The organism is Nocardia sp. NPDC004168, assembly GCF_040610355.1.
Classification (GTDB): domain Bacteria; phylum Actinomycetota; class Actinomycetes; order Mycobacteriales; family Mycobacteriaceae; genus Nocardia; species Nocardia sichangensis.
In genome coordinates, this window is the sequence record NZ_JBEXME010000013.1 from 1 (window position 1) to 16225 (window position 16225).

Here is a 16225-nt window from a genome sequence, read left to right on the forward strand (position 1 = left end):
CCGGATCCGGTCCGCCGCACCGGCTACGAATTCGAGGTGGTCGTCGACCGGATCGGCCAGGAGGCCGACGGTGTGGTGAGCTTGTGGCTGCGCCACCCCGAGGGCGGCCCGCTGCCCGCGTGGACGCCCGGCGCGCATCTGGATGTCTTCCTGCCCTCCGGTCGCCAGCGGCAGTATTCGCTCACCAACGACCCCGCCGACCGCGGGTTCTACCGCATCGCGGTCCGTTTCATCGCCGACGGCGAGGGCGGCTCCGCGGAGATCCATCGGGATCTGCGGGTGGGTGACCGCCTGGGCGTGCGCGGGCCGCGCAACGCGTTCCCCTTCGTCGCCGCGCCGTGTTATCTGTTCGTCGCGGGCGGCATCGGGATCACGCCGATCCTGCCCATGGTCGCCGCGGCCGAGCATGCCGGGGTGCCGTGGCGGTTGATGTACCTGGGCCGCTCCAGGACGCGCATGCCGTTCCTGTACGACCTGGCCCGCTACACCGGCGGTGACGTGGTGGTGCGGCCGGACGACGAGTTCGGCGTACCCGACGCGCGGATGATCTTCGAGCAGACGCCGCCCGGCGCCGCGGTCTACGTCTGCGGGCCGCCGCCGCTGGCCGAGGCCGCGCGCGGGGTGCTCGCGCTGCACGATCCCTCGGCCTCGCTGCACACCGAGCGGTTCTCGCCGCTGCCTGTGCGGGACGGGGAGCCGTTCCGGATCAGGTTGCGTCGCAGCGGGTTCGACGTGGAGGTCGCCGCCGACGAGTCCGCGCTCAGCGCGATCCGCCGCGTGCTGCCCGGCGTGGCCTACTCCTGCGGGCAGGGTTTCTGTGGCACCTGCAAGACCCGGGTGCTCGCGGGCGCGGTGGAACACCGGGACCGGTCGCTGCTCGAGTCCGAGCGCGCCGAGGCGATGCTGACCTGCGTCTCTCGCGCGCACGGCGGCGAACTCGAACTGGATCTGTGAGCTCGGCGGGCAACGTCGCCCGCGGGTGGGAGGAGGACATGACAGTGGCTGCGCATCCGGAGCACGTCCCGATCGCGGTGATCGGAGCCGGGATAGCCGGAATCGGTCTGGCGGTCGCGCTGCGCGAGGCGGGTATCGAGGATTTCGTGCTGCTCGAGCGCGCCGACGATCTCGGTGGCACCTGGCGCGCGAACACCTATCCGGGCTGTGCCTGCGACGTGCCTTCGCATCTGTATTCGTACTCCTTCGCGCCCAATCCGAATTGGTCGCGCACCTACGGGACGCAGCCGGAGATCCTCGCCTACCTCCGCTCGGTCGCGACGCGCCACGACGTGGTGCGCCACATGCGGTTCGGCGTCGAACTGCTCGAGGCGCGCTGGGACGAAGCAGGCACGCGGTGGCGGCTGCGCACCGATCGCGGCGATCTGACCGCGGACGTACTGGTCTCCGCCGTCGGGCCGTTCAGCGAGGCGCGGATCCCGCGGCTGCCGGGCGCGGAGACCTTCGAAGGGGCGCAATTCCATTCACTGCACTGGGACCACGAGCACGATCTCACCGGCGAGCGCGTCGCGGTGATCGGCACGGGCGCGTCGGCCGTCCAATTCATCCCCGAGATCCAACCGCTGGTGGGCGAGTTGACCGTGTTCCAGCGTTCGGCGCCGTGGATCGTGTCGCGGTTGGATCGCCGCACGCTGCCCGCCGAACGCGCGCTGCTGCGCCGGGTGCCCGCGCTCGGCCGCGCGCTGCGCGGCCTGTACTACACCGGCATCGAAGGGTTCGGTCTGGTCGGCTTCGTGGACAAGCGATTCCGCCATCCGTACGAGGCGCTCGGCAGACTCCAGCTGCTGCGTCAGGTGCGCGATCCCGAGCTGCGCCGCAAACTCACCCCTGACTATGTGATCGGATGCAAACGTGCGATCTTCTCCGACGCCTACTATCCGGCGCTGACCCAACCGAACGTCGAGGTGGTGACCGAGGGCATCCGAGAGATCCGCGCCGGGTCGATCGTCACCGCCGACGGCGCGGAGCACCCTGTGGACACGATCATCTGGGGTACCGGATTCGGTGTTCCCCCCGCCGTTTTCGATCGGGTGCACGGAATCGGCGGGCGCTCCATCGGTGAGCGGTACCGGGAGCGGCCGAGCAGTTACCTCGGCACGACCATGGCCGGGTTCCCGAACTTCTTCTGCACGCTGGGTCCGTTCGGGGCGGCGGGCAATCAGTCCGCCATCTATATGATCGAGGCGCAGGTGCGCTATATCGTCGATGCCGTGACCACCATGCGTGCGCAGAACATCCAGCGGATCGATGTGCGCGAGGAGGTGCAGCGTGCCTTCCTCGACGAGGTGACCGAGCGCAGTCGCGACACCGCTTGGCTGACCGGCGGTTGCCGCAGCTACTACCAGACCGCCGACGGCGGCAACGCGGGGCTGTACCCGAACTGGAGCTTCGAGTATCGCAGGCGCACAAGTCGTTTCGATCACGAGTCCTACCGGCTGCGGGTGGGGTGAGCGCCGTGGTCGTCGACCTGCTGCGTCAGCTTCTCTCCCCGCCTGCCGAGCACCTGGATGTCCGCGACCGGGTGGTGGTGATCACCGGCGCGGGCACCGGCATCGGCCGGGCACTGGCCGAAAAGCTCTACGCCTCTGGCGCTTCGGTGGCGCTGATCGACATCGACGAGGCCACCGCCGCGGCCGTCGGGCGCTCGATGGGGGAGCGGGCGCTGGTCGTGCGCGCGGACGTCTCCGATCGAATCGGGATGCGCGAAGCCATCTCCCGGGTGCGCGAGCGGTTCGGACGGATCGATGTCGTGGTGGCCAACGCGGGCGTGGTGCCCGAGCCCGCGACCATCCGGACGATGAATCCCGGCGACTTCGATCGGGTCATCGGCATCAACGTGACCGGCGTGTTCAACACTGTGCATCCGGCGCTGGACGACATCGTCGCCGCGAAAGGGCACGTGGTGGTGGTCTCCTCCGCCGCGGCGTTCGCGCCGGGCATGGCCGGTTCGCCCTACATGGTCAGCAAGGCCGCCGTCGAGCAGTTCGGGCGGGCGCTGCGGGTGGAGCTGGCCGCGGTCGGCGCGACCGCGGGCGTGGCGTACTTCGGCATCGTCGACACCGCGATGACCCACGGCACCCTCGATGAAGACGATCTGGGCGCCGATCTGGGCGCGTTGCTGCCGTGGCCGCTCAACCTGCGCATCACCGTGCGCGACGCGGCGGAATCCATCGCCGACGGCATCGCCCGTCGCGCCGCGCGCACCATCGCGCCGCCACAGTGGGAGCCCTACGCGTTGTTCCGCGGTGCGATCAACGTGGTGCTGGACAGCAGGCTGGCCCGGGACCCGCGCGTGCACGACCTGATCCACCGGGTCGAGCAGCGCGTCCTCGACAGCCGCCCCGTCACCCCGGTTCCGCGCTGACGCGCGGGCCGGGCTATGGCTCGGCGGGGAAGATCGTGGGCAGCGTCAGCGCGTATTCCACATCGGCTCGCGTGCCGAGCGTCGTGAGCAGCACCCGGATCATGGTCAGGCGTGCCGCCGCGACGGTGTCCGCGTCCGGCTCGGCGCCGGGTGCGGTACCGGCGGAGATCCGGTAGACGACGTACTCGCACAGGTGCAGCGCGGCGTCCAGGTCCAGCGGGCTCGGCACCGGACGGCCCAGCCCGGCGAACGTCTCGCGTACCAGTGCGCGGATGTCGTCGAGCGCGCGCTCCCGGTATACCGACACCGGCGAGCCCGGATCGTGCAGCTCGGCGAACAGCGGCCGCAGCATGGGGCCGTGCCCGCGCGCCCAGTCCAGGTAGGCGTCGATCAATCGGATGCCCAGCTCGACCGGCTCGTCGGTGCCCGTCAGCGCCGTGCGGATGCCGCCGACCAACCCGTCGTTGGAACTGTCGAGCACCGCGAGCAGGGGTTCGTTCGCGTTGGCGAAGTAGCGGTAGAAGGTCGGCCGTGCCAACCCGGCCTGCTCGATGATCTGCGCGACGCTCAGCCCGCGGGAACCGCCGCGGGTGAACACTTCCGCTGTGGCCAGCACGATCCGCGCACGCACCTCTTCGGCCTGTTCCGGAGTCTGCGGCGGTCTGCCGCGCCGCGCGGCCGTCGACTCAGCGGGCATGGTGCCACCTCACAAAGCGGCCTCCGGGATACCTGTGCGCCACGACGAACAGCTTGACACGAGCAGTGACATAGACATTAATCTAACACCACTGTTCATTTAATAGGGCGCGCACGCGGCCCACCGTCCTCGAGAGGGCCGAACATGACCACCGCCTCCCACCCGGTCACCGCCGACGCGCTGCCCTCCGCGCTGGTGCGGCCGTTGCTCGCGCACGCCGTCGCGGGCGGCGCCCCCGCGGTCGAAGTATTCGCGCCCGCGACCGGCGCGAAGATCATCGACCTGCCGCAGTCCTCCACCGCCGATATCGAGACCGCGTTCGCCACCGCCCGCGAAGCGCAGCGCCAGTGGGCGCGGCGTCCGGTGCGGGAAAGGGTCGCGGTGCTGCGCCGGTTCCACGACATCGTGCTGGCCGAGCAGGACACCATCCTGGACATCGTGCAGACCGAGACCGGCAAGGCACGGGCGCACGCGTTCGACGAGGTCGGCGACGTGGCCGTGAACGCCAGGTACTACGCCTCGGTGGCCGGCCGGCTGCTGGCCACCCGCAAGCCGCGCGGAGTGCTTCCCGTGCTCACCCAGGTCGACGTGCTGCACCGGCCCAAGGGCGTGGTGGCGGTGATCTCGCCGTGGAACTACCCGCTGGCCCTGGCGGTCTCCGACGCGCTGCCCGCCCTCGTCGCGGGCAACGCGGTGGTGGCGCGCCCGGACAACCAGACCGCGCTGACCGCGTTGTGGGCCATCGATGCCGCCGTGCGCGCCGGACTGCCGCGTGGGCTCTGGCAGGCGGTGCTCGGCCGCGGTTCGGTGATCGGCGGCGACGTGATCGCCCGCGCCGACTACGTCGACTACACCGGCTCCAGCGCCACCGGGCGCACCATCGCCCAGCAGGCGGGCGAGCGGCTGATCGGCTACTCCCTCGAACTGGGTGGCAAGAACCCGCTGCTGGTGCTCGCCGACGCGGACGTCTCCCGTGCCGCCAAGATCGCCATCCGCGCCTGCTTCGCCTCGGCCGGGCAGCTGTGCGAGTCGATGGAACGGATCTACGTACACGACAGCGTCTATGACCGCTTCGTCGCCGAATTCGTCGGGCACGTCGAGGCCATCGAACTCGGCGGCGGGCTGAACTACGACAGCGACATGGGTTCGCTGACCTTCCAGCGTCAGCTGGACACGGTGCTGGCGCACGTGAACGACGCGGTGGCCAAGGGCGCCACGGTGCTGGCGGGCGGTCGCGCGCGCCCGGACCTCGGCCCGTACTTCTACGAGCCCACGGTGCTGGCGGGCGTGCGGCCGGGCATGACGGTGCATCGCGAGGAGACCTTCGGCCCCGTGGTCTCGATCTACCGTGTGAGCAGCGACGACGATGCCGTTGCGCAGGCCAATGACACCGCCTACGGCCTCAACGCCAGCGTGTGGACCAAGGACACCGCCCGCGGTCGTGCGGTGGCGGCGCGGATCAACGCGGGCTCGGTGAACGTCAACGAGGGCTTCATCGCCGCGTGGGGCAGCGCCGACGCGCCATCGGGTGGGCTCGGCATCTCCGGCACGGGGCGCAGGCACGGTCCCGAAGGCCTGCTCAAGTACATCGACACCCAGACCATCGCGGTGCAGCGGGTGCTGCCCATCGCGCCGCTGCCCGGCATGTCCGAAGCGCTCTGGGCCAAGACCATGACGCTGTACTTCGGCGTCATGAAATCGCTTCGGCAGAAGTAACTCGCAGGACTCACGGATCAGGAAGCGGTACGGATGAAACTGGACACGGTGGCGGGCAAGAGGGTCCTGGTCACGGGGGCCGCGATGGGCCTCGGCAAGCTGTTCGCCGAGCGTGCGGTGCGCGAAGGCGCCGCGGCGGTGGTGCTGTGGGACATCAACGAGGCCGCGCTGAAGGAGACCGCCGCCGAGCTGACCGGCCGCGGCAGCGCCGTGCATCATCACGTGGTCGACGTGGCCTCGGCCGAGTCGATCACCGAGGCGGCGGCAAGCGTGCGCGAGCAGGTCGGCGGCATCGACATCCTGGTCAACAACGCGGGCATCGTGCGCGGCAACAGCTACTTCTGGGAAACCGACAACCGCGCCGACATCGACAAGACGATGGCGATCAACTCGCTCGGACCGATGCACGTCACGCTCGAATTCCTGCCCGCGATGGTCGCCGGATCCACCGAGGCGCGAGTGCTGACCATCGCTTCCTCGGCGGGCCTGGTGTCCAACCCGCGCATGAGCGTCTACGCCGCGTCCAAGTGGGCGGCGCTGGGCTGGTCGGACTCCGTGCGGATCGAGCTGGAACAGGCCGGCCACGACCACGTGAAGATCACCACGGTCTGCCCGACCTACATCAACACCGGAATGTTCGAGGGCGCCAAGGGATTCCTGTTCACGCCGATCCTGGACCAGCAGAAGGTGGTCGATACCTCGTGGCGGGAGATGAAGAACGGCACCCCGCTGCTCGTACTGCCATGGACCTCACGCTTGAACAAGGCGCTCTCCGGCCTGCTGCCGATCAAGCTGCGCGACCTGTTCCTCGACACGGTCGGCGTCTACCACTCGATGGACCAGTTCACCGGCCGCAACAAGTAGCGCGGCGTCCGGGTCGGAGCCGGGCGGTGCGCCCTCGTCACCGGGGGCGGGTGCCGATGACCACGGTCGCGTAGTGCTCGTCCGACTCCGCGACGCGCCCGGCGAGGCCGTGCTCGGCCAGCACGTCGAGCGCGATCGGCGCTTGGTCCTCGCTGGACTCCACGAGCAGGTGTCCGCCCGGGGCCAGCCACTCGGCAGCATCGGCCGCGACCCGGCGGAAGACATCCAATCCGTCCGGGCCGCCGTCGAGGGCGGTGCGCGGCTCGTGATCGCGTGCCTCCGGCGGCATCCGCGCGATCATCTCCGAGGGGACGTAGGGGGTGTTGCAGAGCAGGACGTCGACGCAGCCGCGCAATTCCTCCGGCAAGGGCTCGAAGAGGTCCCCTTCGTAGACCGGGGCGCCGAGCGGGGTGAGGTTGCGGCGGGCGCACGCGACCGCGACCGGATCGATGTCGGCGGCGGCCAGCGTGATCGCGCGGCCCGCGTCGGCGGCGGCCCGCGCCGCAGCGAGGCCGAGGGCGCCTGAGCCACAGCACAGATCGACCACCACCGGATGGCCGGTGCGGTCGCGGATCAACTCGACCGCGAGATCGACGAGGAACGCGGTGCGCTGCCGTGGCACGAAGACGCCGGGCGACACCGCGACCCGCAGTCCGTGGAACTCCGCCCAGCCGAGCAGGTGCTCGAGCGGACTGCCGGTGACGCGCCGGGCGACCAGCGATTCGAGGGGCACACCGGTCTCTGCGGCGGCGGCCGTGAGCAACCGCGCCTCGTCCTCGGCGAACACGCAGCCCGCCGCCCGGAGCCGAGCCACCACGTCGGTACTTCCCGCTGACGTCACCGGGCCATCCTGCCGCGCGCACGCGTGACGCCGCCAACGGATTTCCCCGGGCGATCGGGACCGGCGTTTCGGACGCGGGTCCCGATCTGCCCGGAGTCAGCGTGCCGTGTCGAGCTGGAAGGTGCGGGTGGCGTCGAGGTAGATGCCGCGCTGGCCCGCTCGGCCCGGCGGCGGCAGCTGCGAGACCAGCTGTTCGAGCGAGGTCGTCGCGCCGACGACCCTGGTGCCCGCGACGATGAAATCCGCCACGGCGCGGCGGATGTGATTGGGCGAGGTGACCACGATCGCGCTCGTCGCGCCCACGTCCCGCAGCAGCCTCGTGCTGAACAGGGCGTTCTGCACGGTCGAGCCCGCGCGGCTCTCCACGTGGACGCGCGTGGGCGGCACGCCGTGGGTGACCAGCCAGTCGCGCATGGCCTCGGCCTCGGTGATGCCGTTCTGCGGATTGCCGCCGGTGAGGACGATCGGCGACAACGGCGCGGCGATCGACTGCAACCAGGCCGCGGTGAGCCGGTTCACCAGTTCGGGACGCAGCGCCCCGTCCGGGAGCAGGCCGTAGCCGAGCACGACGATGCCGGTCTGCGGCCCCGCCAGCGCGGGCAGCGGGTTCGGCAGGGTGCCCACGGCGGCGCGGATGGCGCCGAGCACGTTGTCGGTGCCCTGTGCCAAGCCCGGATCGACCGCGTGCAGCCGGGCCATGGCGTCCACCAGCGCGGGCAGGTCACCGGCGTAGTCCGACCAGATCGCCTGCAGGGCCAGTGCTTCGGCGTCGGCGGGGTCGGCGCCGATCAGATTGCGCAGGTCGGCGCGGCCCGCGTTGTCGTCGCCGTTGGCGAAGTGCCGCTGGGCGGAGTTGTAGAGGGCGTCCGTTTCCGGCGCGGCGTGCGCGGGGACACCGGCGAGCCCGGTGAGCGAGAACGCGGCGAACGACGCCGCGACGAGAGATTTCCAATGCCTCGAGATCATCACTACAGTCGTCACCTTTCCGCTGCGGAACGGGTTGGCACGTGCTAGCAGTTAGCTGGGGCAAGCAGGAATTACCATACGGCCGAAGTTCCCGGCGATCCGGCAATTGGCGAACGGGTCATGCGCCGTCGTCACGGCTATGTGTGCTCGGCGGAACGACAGGTCGCGAAATCCGCTGTCGGCGATTTTCGATGCCGAGTCGGCACGTTTCGATCTTCGCTCGGTACCAAGAAGACGTTCAGTTCGGCGCAAGGCGGGCTGCCATGGCAATGCTCGTCCGTGTCGCTCCGCTCGACCCTGGCGGCCGATGGTGGACGAGTGCCTTCCGGCGTGTCGAACGGTCTTCGTTCGGTTCGCCGAGCGTCCGCCCGCGGTTCGGCGTTCGATTGCCTTCCATTAGCTCAACTCGACGTGGGCGCGGGAGGGATTCGTCAGGCCGCGCCCGTTAGGCTGTGTCAACGTGGATACCGTTTCGCTGTCCGGCAAGGAACTCGCCGCCGCCATCAACGCCGACACCAAGGCCCGCGCCGCCGCGCGCACCGAAGGCGGCGCCGCTCCGCGTCTTGCTCTGGTCGTTGCGAACGACGACCCCGCGAGCGCCTGGTATGTGAACTCACTTCGCAAAGCGGCCGAGCGACTCGGAATCGCTTGCGACACGGTCGATCTGGGTGCAGCGGCCGGTGCGGCGGAGATCCGTGCCGAGCTCGCCGCGCGCGGTGCGGATCCGGCGACCGACGCGATCATGCTGCAGACCCCCCTCCCGAAGGGCGTCACCCTCGACGACGTGAGTTCCGCGATCGTCGCGTCCAAGGACGTCGACGGCGTCAGCCCGTTGTCGCTGGGCCTGCTGGCGGCCGGGCTGGACGGCTTCGTCCCCGCCACCTCCGAGGCCGTGGTCGAACTGCTCGAGCACCACCAGATCCCGCTGGCAGGCCGCCACGTCGCGGTCGTCGGCCGGTCGAACGTCGTCGGGAAGCCGCTCGCTCAGCTGCTGCTGGCGAAGGACGCGACCGTCACGGTGTGCCATTCCCGCACCGCCGACCTCGCCGCCGTCACCGCCGCCGCCGACATCGTCGTCGCCGCGGCGGGCCGCATCGGCCTGATCTCCGGCAAGCACGTCCGGGAGGGCGCGGTGGTCATCGACGTCGGCACCAACGAGTCCCCCGACGGCAAGATCGTCGGCGATGTCGACGCGGACTCGGTACGCGGCAAGGCCGCCGGGCTCAGTCCCGTCCCCGGTGGCGTGGGCCCGGTCACCACAGCCCTCCTCATGCGCCACGTGGTCACCGCCGCCGAATCCGACTGACCGGGCGCTCTCGCGCCTGCGGAGAGCTGCCTAATGGGTGCGGTCGGACGTAGTCCGTCCTCAGCTCGCGCATGGCCGGAGCGAAGGCGGAGGTACGCCTAACCGCGGGCGATGGCGCTGATGAGAGTGCGCTCGCCGTCCTTGGTGGTGGTGACGATCTGCGGATTGTAGGTCACCGGTTGCTGTCCTGGGCGGTGCTCGGTGATCACCACGATGTACTGGCCCGCGAAGGCGCCGGGACTGATCGCGACACAGTGGGTGGTGCCCGTCGGAATGCTGTCGATGCCGCGCTGGATGGCGTCGGCTGCTTGTACGGCGGCGTCCGCGGTGGTGGTGGCGCGGACCTGCTCGCCGGACCGGTCCACGTAATAGGCGTGCTGAAAAGCGAAGATCACCGCGGGACCGGAGTCGAATCCGCCGACGCCGTTGCCCTGGATCCGGTTGCCCACCCGCTCGGCGGGGCACTGCGCGGTCGGTGCGGCGGGCGTGGTGGCCTGCGCGGACGGAACCGGTGCGGCGGCCTGCCGATCGGGGCCGCCGGTCCCGACCAGCACATAGGCCACGAGGGCCAGCGCGGCGATACCGAGTATGCCGAGCAGTGGCACCACCCATCGCCGTGAACGCGGCGCGGGCGAGCGGTCGATCAGCCCGGCGAATTGGTCCTCGTACAGCTCCGGTTCGGGTTCCGGCGGCTGCGCGGGTTCGGACGGCGGCACGGGCGGCCGATCCACCCACGCGGCCCACTCGCCGCGGTAGTCCTCGCCGGACGGCGCCTGTACCGGCCGCTCGGCGCTGTAGGGATGCCCCCGGTCGTATCCGGGTCGTGCGCTCATCTCCGGTCGATCCATCGCCCCACCCTTCATCAGGTCCCCGTCAGATTAACCGCATCGTCCCGAGCCGGGAACGCCCTGCCGCGTTCACAATTGAGCCGTCCCGCCCCTCGGAGGGTACCGCCCGGTACGTCGATCCGGCGCACGTGTGCCGCGCCGTCCCCGCCCGGCTCGCTGATTCGCGCCGACCGCCACCGAGTCGCACGACGCCGTTTCGCGGCGCCGAGAGTGCGAGCGCCGTTGCCCGAGAGACATTTCGGGAAGCGGTACTACCGCAGTAGATCCAGCCATTCGTGCTCGGGATAGTGGTCGGTCACGTAGGTCCGCACCACCGCGCGCTGTGCGGCGCTCAGCTCCGGCCAGGTCCGCTGGAGATCCACGCGGTCTTTCGGCCTGCGCTGCTTGGCCTTGAAGATCAGCACCAGCTCCGGGTTGAGGTATCGGATGCCGTCGTCGGCGATCCAGGTCACCTCGTCGAGCGGTGCGACCATGGAGCGATCGCGCCGGTTGACCCATGCCCCGTCCTGTCCCGGATTCAGCAGAAGGTCGATCAGCCACGGGGATCGAGCGTTCGCGCGCAGCCACACCTGATCGGCGCTCTCGGCTACGTCAGGGCAGCGCTCGTCGACGGGGCGGATGCCGTCCGGGCCCGCCGACCAGATGTGCAGGCGGCCGCGCGCGGCGGTGCGCAGGGCGGGCAGATCGGCACGGAACATCGCCACGTCCACGTCGCTGTGCCGCCGCCGGGTGCCGGTACAGGCGTCGATCGCCCAGCCTCCCGCGATCCACCAGGGAGCGTCGATGTCGCCGAGTATCTCGCCGACATCGCCCGGCGTGACGAATGCCCACGGGCCCCAAAGATCTTGGAAATCGGCTTCTTTCGTGTCACGAGGCGGCGGGATCGGAAACTCGCGCAACGGTGGCCCTCCCTCGGGTACGTCTTCCGAACGCTACTCGGAGGAGGGCGCCGTTCACCAATGCGTGACGACCGGGTCGCCGACGCCGATCGTGTGATAGACCCATTCGGCGTCGTCGGGAGCGAGGTTGATGCAGCCGTGGCTGACGTTCGAGTAACCTTGCTGGTCCACCGACCACGGAGCCGAGTGGATGAAAACACCGCCCCACGTGAGCCGTTCGGCGAACTCGCCGTTGATGATGTAGCCCTCCGGCGAACTCAGCGGAATGCCGATGGTGCGGGAGTCGAACACGACGGACCGGAATTTCTCCAGAACCGGCCATGTGCCGGTGGGCGTTTCGTATCCGGGCTTGCCCATCGAGGCGGGCATCGTCCGGACGACGGTGCCGCCGACGGTGAGCGTGAACGTGTGCGCCGACATATTCGCTTCGCCGAAAACGCCTGCGTTGGTGGTGAATTCCGTGCGCACGCCGCCGACCGAGACGAGGATGTTCGAACCGGCGGGCAGGAACCCGGTGGGCGTCCACGTCACTTCGCGATCGTCGGTCCACGCGAATGTGCCCGGCAGTGGCCGGGTCGTTCTGATGTCGATGGATTGTTCCGTCTGCGCGCGATTCGCGACAGGTGCGGCGAAACGAACGGTCACGGGCTGGGCCACGCCCACCACCTGGCCGTTCGAGGGTCCGATCGCCGCCACCGCGGGCGTCGACGGCTTTCCGATCATCGTCGCTGTCGCCGCGCCCGACCCGAACGCGGCCAGTGCCACGATCACGGTCGCGAGGAACAGGTACCGAATGGCGCTCCTCATGGCGTCCACCCCTTCGAGCTGGTGTGGTAGGCAAGAGACAGTCTAAGCCCCCATGATCAACTCGGCCACGGATAGAACTTGGTCCGTGGTCCAGTTGTGATCCGGGGACACGCCCACCACTGAGCGCTTACCCCGCGGGGTCGCGTCGAAACGGGCACACGTACCGGTACCAGGGCTCCGGCTAGGGTCAGCGCGCGCCGCCGACGGGCAGCGGTTCCGGCGCGGCCGCCGCTCGCGCGTCGAAATCCGCTCGGGCGGTGAGTATTCGGTCCTGGTGCTCGACGGCCCAGATGCCCATGGCATGCGTGATCGCGCCGATGCTCGCGCCGAGTTCGGTGAGCGAGTACTCCACGCGGGGCGGCACCGTGGGGTAGACCGCGCGGTGCACCAGCCCCTCGCGCTCCAGGGCGCGCAGCGTGCGGGTGAGCATCTTCTGGGTGATGCCGTCCAGGCGGCGGCGCAGCTCGTTGAAGCGGATCGGCCCGCCGTGGCCCCGCAGCACGCCGAGCACGAGCATCACCCATTTGTCGGCGAGCACGGTCAGCACTTCTCGTGCGGGGCAGTGGTGCAAGTAGTTGTCGACCAGGCTGCCTGCCGCGGGCCGGTCACGGACAGTATCCATTGGGTACCTCGGTATCAAGAAGGTGCCTTCTTTCCGAAAGGTACCACGGGTGGCCAGAATCGGTGCATGCTCGCAATCACGCAATACGCGTTCGGTGGCCCGGAAGTGCTCCAAGTGGTCGAGGTGGATCGGCCGCGGCCAGGTCCGGGGGAGGTGCTGGTGCGGGTCGCCGCGACCAGCGTCAACGCCGCCGACTGGAAGGTGCGCGCCGGACTGGTCGGGAGGCTCGGCGATCCACCGCTGACGCTGGGGCTCGACGTGTCGGGTGTCGTGGCCGAACTCGGACCCGGTGTGGACCGGTTCGCGGTCGGTGATCCGGTGTACGGCATGGTCTTCGGCGGCGCGAACGCGGAATACGTTGTGGCGCAAGCGCACGCCCTGGCGCCGAAGCCGAGGAACCTCGACCTGGTGCACGCCGCGGCACTGCCGACGGCGGCGCTGACCGCGTGGCAGGCGCTGGCCGCGCTCGGAGCGGGACAACGCCTGCTGGTGCACGCCGCCGCGGGAGGCGTCGGGCATCTGGCGGTGCAGATAGCCCGGCACCGGGGCGCCTACGTGATCGGCACCGCACGCGCGGTCAACCACGAATACCTGCGCGGACTCGGCGCCGACGAGGTGATCGACTACACTGCGGTCGATTTCGGCGCCGCGGTGCGCGACGTCGACGTCGTGCTCGACCTGGTCGGTGGAGCGTACGGTTCTCGCTCGGTCCCGGTGCTCCGGCCCGACGGCAGATTGATCGACACGCAGGGTTCGGATGCGGAAGCCGATCCGCGTTACGAGCGGTTCTATGTCGAACCGTCCGGGGTATCGCTGCGCGAGATCACCACGATGGTCGAGCGCGGTCATCTGCGCGCGACCATCGACCAAGTGCTACCGCTCGCGGATGCCGCGAAGGCGCACGAACTCAGCGAGTCCGGACGGGTGCGCGGCAAGATCGTGCTGGTCGCTTGGAACCCGCCCGCCTGACGGGGCCGGGCCGCGGCCCGCGCGAGCGAGTCAGCGGCGAACGGCGTGCACGACGTCGGCGTGCAGGGCGTCCGCCCGCGCGGTGAGCTCGTCGATCCGCACCAGGACCGCGGCGAACCGGTCGCCCTCGGCGGCGGGCAGCGACGCCACGTTGATCTCGATGTTGAGCTGCGAGGAGGTCGCGGCGGCGCGGCAGGCGTCGGCGGCCGCGCCGATGTCGGTGACGACGTTCGGATTCCCGATCGGGAACAGCTCCGCCGCCAGCGACAGCACCTCGTCCGCCTCGTCGACGACGGCGGCGGGCACGCGGGCGGCCTCGATCAGCGCGTCGTTGATCGCCGCGGTGCGGGCGGCGAGATCCTCCGGGGTGTCCTTGGGCAGCTTGTAGGCGGCGCCGACAGCCGTGAACGCGGCGGCGTCGGCGTCGGCCAGCGCGAGAGCGCGCTCGCGGGCCGCGTCGGCGGCCTCGATGATCCGATCGACCACCGGCCGGTTCTCGGCGTCCTTGGCGCGGGTGGTGTAGCGCGCGACCATCGCGACGAGCGCGGCGGCCTGCGCGGCGTGCAGCGCGGCCACCGCGCCGCCGCCCGGTGCGGGAATCTTGGCGGCCAGATCGCTCAGGTACTGCGCCAGGGCGGCCCCGCCGAAGGACGGCGCAGTTTCCGTGGACGACGAGCTGGTCTGCGACACGAGGGTGTTGCCTTTCGTTTACGGCGAGGATGGTCTACGAGTAGACGCTACCCCGTGCCGCCGGTCGTACGGTCGTGACCACGCCTTGCCGGGCCTTCCCCTGTGGCCGGTGCGCGGCCCGAGCGTACCCGCCGTTATGTTGAGTGCCATGCGCATCGGATTGAGCATCAACTACTCGGGGGGCTTCAAAGAGGCGGCGGCCGAAGTCGCCGACCTCGAGCGGGCGGGCCTGGACATCGTGTTCGTGCCCGAGGCGTACTCGTTCGACGCGGTGAGCGCGCTCGGTTATCTGGCCGCGAAGACCACGCGCCTGCAGTTGGCCTCCGGCATCCTGCAGCTCTACACGCGTACCCCGAGCCTGACCGCCATGACCGCGGCGGGCCTGGACTTCGTCTCCGACGGACGGTACGTGCTCGGGCTGGGCGCGTCGGGTCCGCAGGTGATCGAGGGCTTCCACGGCGTGCCCTATGACGCGCCGATCGGCCGGACCAGGGAACTGGTCGAGATCTGCCGGAAGGTCTGGCGGCGCGAGCGGCTGGAATACCAGGGCAAGTACTACCAGATCCCGCTGCCCGCCGAACGGGGCACCGGTCTCGGCAAGCCGCTCAAGCTGATCAACCACCCGGTGCGTGAGCGCATTCCGGTGCTGCTGGCCGCGCTCGGGCCGAAGAACGTGGAACTGGCCGCCGAGATCGCCGAGGGCTGGCAGCCGATCTTCTTCCTGCCGGAGAAGGCGAAGGATGTGTGGGCGGACTCGCTCACCGCGGGTCTGGCCAAGCGCGACCCCGCCTTGGGCGACCTGGACGTGTACGCGGGTCCGGCCCTGGCCATCGGGGACAACGTCGAACCGCTGCTGCAGTTCGTGAAGCCGCATCTGGCGCTCTACATCGGCGGCATGGGCGCCAAGGGCAAGAACTTCTACCACACCCTGGCCACCAAGTACGGCTACGGCGCCGAGGCCGACCGCATCCAGGAGCTGTACCTGGCGGGGGAGAAGGAGGCCGCGACGAAGGCGGTCCCGGACCAGCTGGTCCGGGACATCTCCCTGGTCGGCTCGGCCGGATACGTCAAGGAGCGGGTCGCGGCCTTCAAGGAAGCCGGCGTGACGGTCCTGAACGTCGTTCCGATGGCGGCCACCGCCGCCGAGCGCGTCAAGCTGATCGAACAGCTGCGCGAACTGGTCTGAGCAAGGCGCTGCCGCCGTCGACGGGTGCGACGGCGGCAGCGGCACGCGTCATCTCTGCCGGAGCGCCGCCAGCGCGGCGTCCAACGTCGAATGCAGCGCGAAGACCTGATCCAGGCTGGTCATCTTCAGTTGCCGACTGGTCGCCGGGCCCTCGGCGACGACGGCGATCGCGGTGGTCGAGCCGGCGCGCTGGTGGGCCGCGACGAGCGTCGCCATGCCCGCCGAGGCGAGGAAGCTGACCGCGGTGAGGTCGATGATCAGGGCCGCGGGCTTGCCGCTGAGAATGGCATCGATCGCATTCTCCAGTGCGGGCGCCGTCGCGAGATCGACCTCGCCGGCCACCGTCAGCACCGTGGCGCCGTCGTGGGCCGCGACCGTGGTGGTCATCGTGTCCGCGAGGGGGTACGCGTCTCCGGAAGTGTTGGTCACAACTTC

At 70.0% G+C, this 16225-nt stretch carries 17 protein-coding genes; 8 read left to right on the plus strand and 9 right to left on the minus strand.

Going from position 1 to position 16225, the window contains the following annotated elements; translation table 11 throughout:
- From ABZW96_RS22465 to ABZW96_RS22475, 3 genes are all read left to right on the plus strand, one after another.
- Positions 1 to 954, plus strand: a 954-nt coding sequence (locus ABZW96_RS22465; RefSeq protein ID WP_355077392.1) for a PDR/VanB family oxidoreductase, incomplete at its 5' end; no start/stop codon positions are given.
- 38 nt (positions 955 to 992) lie between these two features.
- The gene (locus ABZW96_RS22470) at positions 993 to 2465 is read left to right on the plus strand and encodes an NAD(P)/FAD-dependent oxidoreductase (protein WP_355077394.1); all 1473 of its coding nucleotides are present in this window, start codon (positions 993 to 995) and stop codon (positions 2463 to 2465) included.
- Positions 2462 to 3379 (plus strand): short-chain dehydrogenase/reductase, encoded by a 918-nt coding sequence (locus tag ABZW96_RS22475; protein ID WP_355077396.1) that lies wholly within the window; start codon positions 2462 to 2464, stop codon positions 3377 to 3379. Before ABZW96_RS22470 ends, ABZW96_RS22475 begins: the two co-directional genes overlap by 4 nt.
- Positions 3380 to 3392: 13 nt before the next feature.
- Here the strand turns inward: ABZW96_RS22475 and ABZW96_RS22480 are convergent, their stop codons facing one another.
- Entirely contained in the window at positions 3393 to 4076 is a 684-nt protein-coding gene (locus ABZW96_RS22480) for a TetR/AcrR family transcriptional regulator (protein WP_355077398.1), read from the minus strand.
- 144 nt (positions 4077 to 4220) lie between these two features.
- On the opposite strand from ABZW96_RS22480, the gene ABZW96_RS22485 reads away from it, so the two are divergent.
- Positions 4221 to 5792: a succinic semialdehyde dehydrogenase gene (locus ABZW96_RS22485; RefSeq protein ID WP_355077399.1), complete on the plus strand. Its 1572-nt coding sequence runs from the start codon at positions 4221 to 4223 to the stop codon at positions 5790 to 5792.
- A 33-nt stretch (positions 5793 to 5825) separates the two neighbouring features.
- Positions 5826 to 6656, plus strand: coding sequence for an SDR family NAD(P)-dependent oxidoreductase (locus ABZW96_RS22490; protein ID WP_355077401.1), 831 nt, complete (start codon positions 5826 to 5828; stop codon positions 6654 to 6656).
- A 37-nt stretch (positions 6657 to 6693) separates the two neighbouring features.
- On the opposite strand, the gene ABZW96_RS22495 is transcribed toward ABZW96_RS22490, so the two are convergent.
- Both ABZW96_RS22495 and ABZW96_RS22500 read right to left on the minus strand, forming a co-directional pair.
- Positions 6694 to 7497 (minus strand): putative protein N(5)-glutamine methyltransferase, encoded by an 804-nt coding sequence (locus ABZW96_RS22495; RefSeq protein ID WP_355077403.1) that lies wholly within the window; start codon positions 7495 to 7497, stop codon positions 6694 to 6696.
- A 96-nt stretch (positions 7498 to 7593) separates the two neighbouring features.
- Positions 7594 to 8463 carry a YdcF family protein gene (locus tag ABZW96_RS22500; protein WP_355077405.1) on the minus strand — a complete coding sequence of 290 codons (870 nt, stop codon included), beginning with the start codon at positions 8461 to 8463 and terminating at the stop codon, positions 7594 to 7596.
- Between the two features lie 460 nt (positions 8464 to 8923).
- On the opposite strand from ABZW96_RS22500, the gene ABZW96_RS22505 reads away from it, so the two are divergent.
- On the plus strand, positions 8924 to 9769 hold the full coding sequence (locus ABZW96_RS22505; protein WP_355077406.1) for a bifunctional 5,10-methylenetetrahydrofolate dehydrogenase/5,10-methenyltetrahydrofolate cyclohydrolase: 846 nt from the start codon (positions 8924 to 8926) through the stop codon (positions 9767 to 9769).
- A gap of 98 nt (positions 9770 to 9867) precedes the next feature.
- Here the strand turns inward: ABZW96_RS22505 and ABZW96_RS22510 are convergent, their stop codons facing one another.
- The 4 genes from ABZW96_RS22510 to ABZW96_RS22525 form a co-directional block, all read right to left on the minus strand.
- On the minus strand, positions 9868 to 10602 hold the full coding sequence (locus ABZW96_RS22510; RefSeq protein ID WP_355077408.1) for a hypothetical protein: 735 nt from the start codon (positions 10600 to 10602) through the stop codon (positions 9868 to 9870).
- Between the two features lie 266 nt (positions 10603 to 10868).
- Positions 10869 to 11516 (minus strand): hypothetical protein, encoded by a 648-nt coding sequence (locus tag ABZW96_RS22515; RefSeq protein WP_355077410.1) that lies wholly within the window; start codon positions 11514 to 11516, stop codon positions 10869 to 10871.
- 54 nt (positions 11517 to 11570) lie between these two features.
- Positions 11571 to 12323: a L,D-transpeptidase gene (locus ABZW96_RS22520; RefSeq protein ID WP_355077411.1), complete on the minus strand. Its 753-nt coding sequence runs from the start codon at positions 12321 to 12323 to the stop codon at positions 11571 to 11573.
- Between the two features lie 187 nt (positions 12324 to 12510).
- The gene (locus ABZW96_RS22525; RefSeq protein WP_355077413.1) at positions 12511 to 12945 is read right to left on the minus strand and encodes a helix-turn-helix domain-containing protein; all 435 of its coding nucleotides are present in this window, start codon (positions 12943 to 12945) and stop codon (positions 12511 to 12513) included.
- A 66-nt stretch (positions 12946 to 13011) separates the two neighbouring features.
- Here ABZW96_RS22525 and ABZW96_RS22530 point away from each other — a divergent pair, with 66 nt between their 5' ends.
- Positions 13012 to 13914, plus strand: coding sequence for an NADP-dependent oxidoreductase (locus tag ABZW96_RS22530; protein WP_355077414.1), 903 nt, complete (start codon positions 13012 to 13014; stop codon positions 13912 to 13914).
- 30 nt (positions 13915 to 13944) lie between these two features.
- Here ABZW96_RS22530 and ABZW96_RS22535 read toward each other — a convergent pair whose 3' ends face one another.
- Positions 13945 to 14604, minus strand: coding sequence for a cyclodeaminase/cyclohydrolase family protein (locus ABZW96_RS22535; RefSeq protein ID WP_355077416.1), 660 nt, complete (start codon positions 14602 to 14604; stop codon positions 13945 to 13947).
- A 148-nt stretch (positions 14605 to 14752) separates the two neighbouring features.
- Between ABZW96_RS22535 and ABZW96_RS22540 the strand changes: the two genes are divergently transcribed.
- Complete coding sequence (locus ABZW96_RS22540) at positions 14753 to 15790, plus strand: LLM class F420-dependent oxidoreductase (RefSeq protein WP_355077418.1); 1038 nt, start codon at positions 14753 to 14755, stop codon at positions 15788 to 15790.
- Positions 15791 to 15838: 48 nt separating this feature from the next.
- Here the strand turns inward: ABZW96_RS22540 and ABZW96_RS22545 are convergent, their stop codons facing one another.
- Positions 15839 to 16177: an STAS domain-containing protein gene (locus ABZW96_RS22545; RefSeq protein WP_355077676.1), complete on the minus strand. Its 339-nt coding sequence runs from the start codon at positions 16175 to 16177 to the stop codon at positions 15839 to 15841.
- Positions 16178 to 16225: the final 48 nt, after the last annotated feature.

Bases quoted from the DNA above. Each gene is read 5' to 3' on its own strand.
- ABZW96_RS22470 (WP_355077394.1), top strand. From the start codon at position 993: ATGACAGTGGCTGCGCATCCGGAGCACGTCCCGATCGCGGTGATCGGA.
- ABZW96_RS22480 (WP_355077398.1), bottom strand. From the start codon at position 4,076: ATGCCCGCTGAGTCGACGGCCGCGCGGCGCGGCAGACCGCCGCAGACT.
- ABZW96_RS22485 (WP_355077399.1), top strand. From the start codon at position 4,221: ATGACCACCGCCTCCCACCCGGTCACCGCCGACGCGCTGCCCTCCGCG.
- ABZW96_RS22490 (WP_355077401.1), top strand. From the start codon at position 5,826: ATGAAACTGGACACGGTGGCGGGCAAGAGGGTCCTGGTCACGGGGGCC.
- ABZW96_RS22500 (WP_355077405.1), bottom strand. From the start codon at position 8,463: ATGATCTCGAGGCATTGGAAATCTCTCGTCGCGGCGTCGTTCGCCGCG.
- ABZW96_RS22510 (WP_355077408.1), bottom strand. From the start codon at position 10,602: ATGAGCGCACGACCCGGATACGACCGGGGGCATCCCTACAGCGCCGAG.
- ABZW96_RS22520 (WP_355077411.1), bottom strand. From the start codon at position 12,323: ATGAGGAGCGCCATTCGGTACCTGTTCCTCGCGACCGTGATCGTGGCA.
- ABZW96_RS22525 (WP_355077413.1), bottom strand. From the start codon at position 12,945: ATGGATACTGTCCGTGACCGGCCCGCGGCAGGCAGCCTGGTCGACAAC.
- ABZW96_RS22530 (WP_355077414.1), top strand. From the start codon at position 13,012: ATGCTCGCAATCACGCAATACGCGTTCGGTGGCCCGGAAGTGCTCCAA.
- ABZW96_RS22540 (WP_355077418.1), top strand. From the start codon at position 14,753: ATGCGCATCGGATTGAGCATCAACTACTCGGGGGGCTTCAAAGAGGCG.
- ABZW96_RS22545 (WP_355077676.1), bottom strand. From the start codon at position 16,177: ATGACCACCACGGTCGCGGCCCACGACGGCGCCACGGTGCTGACGGTG.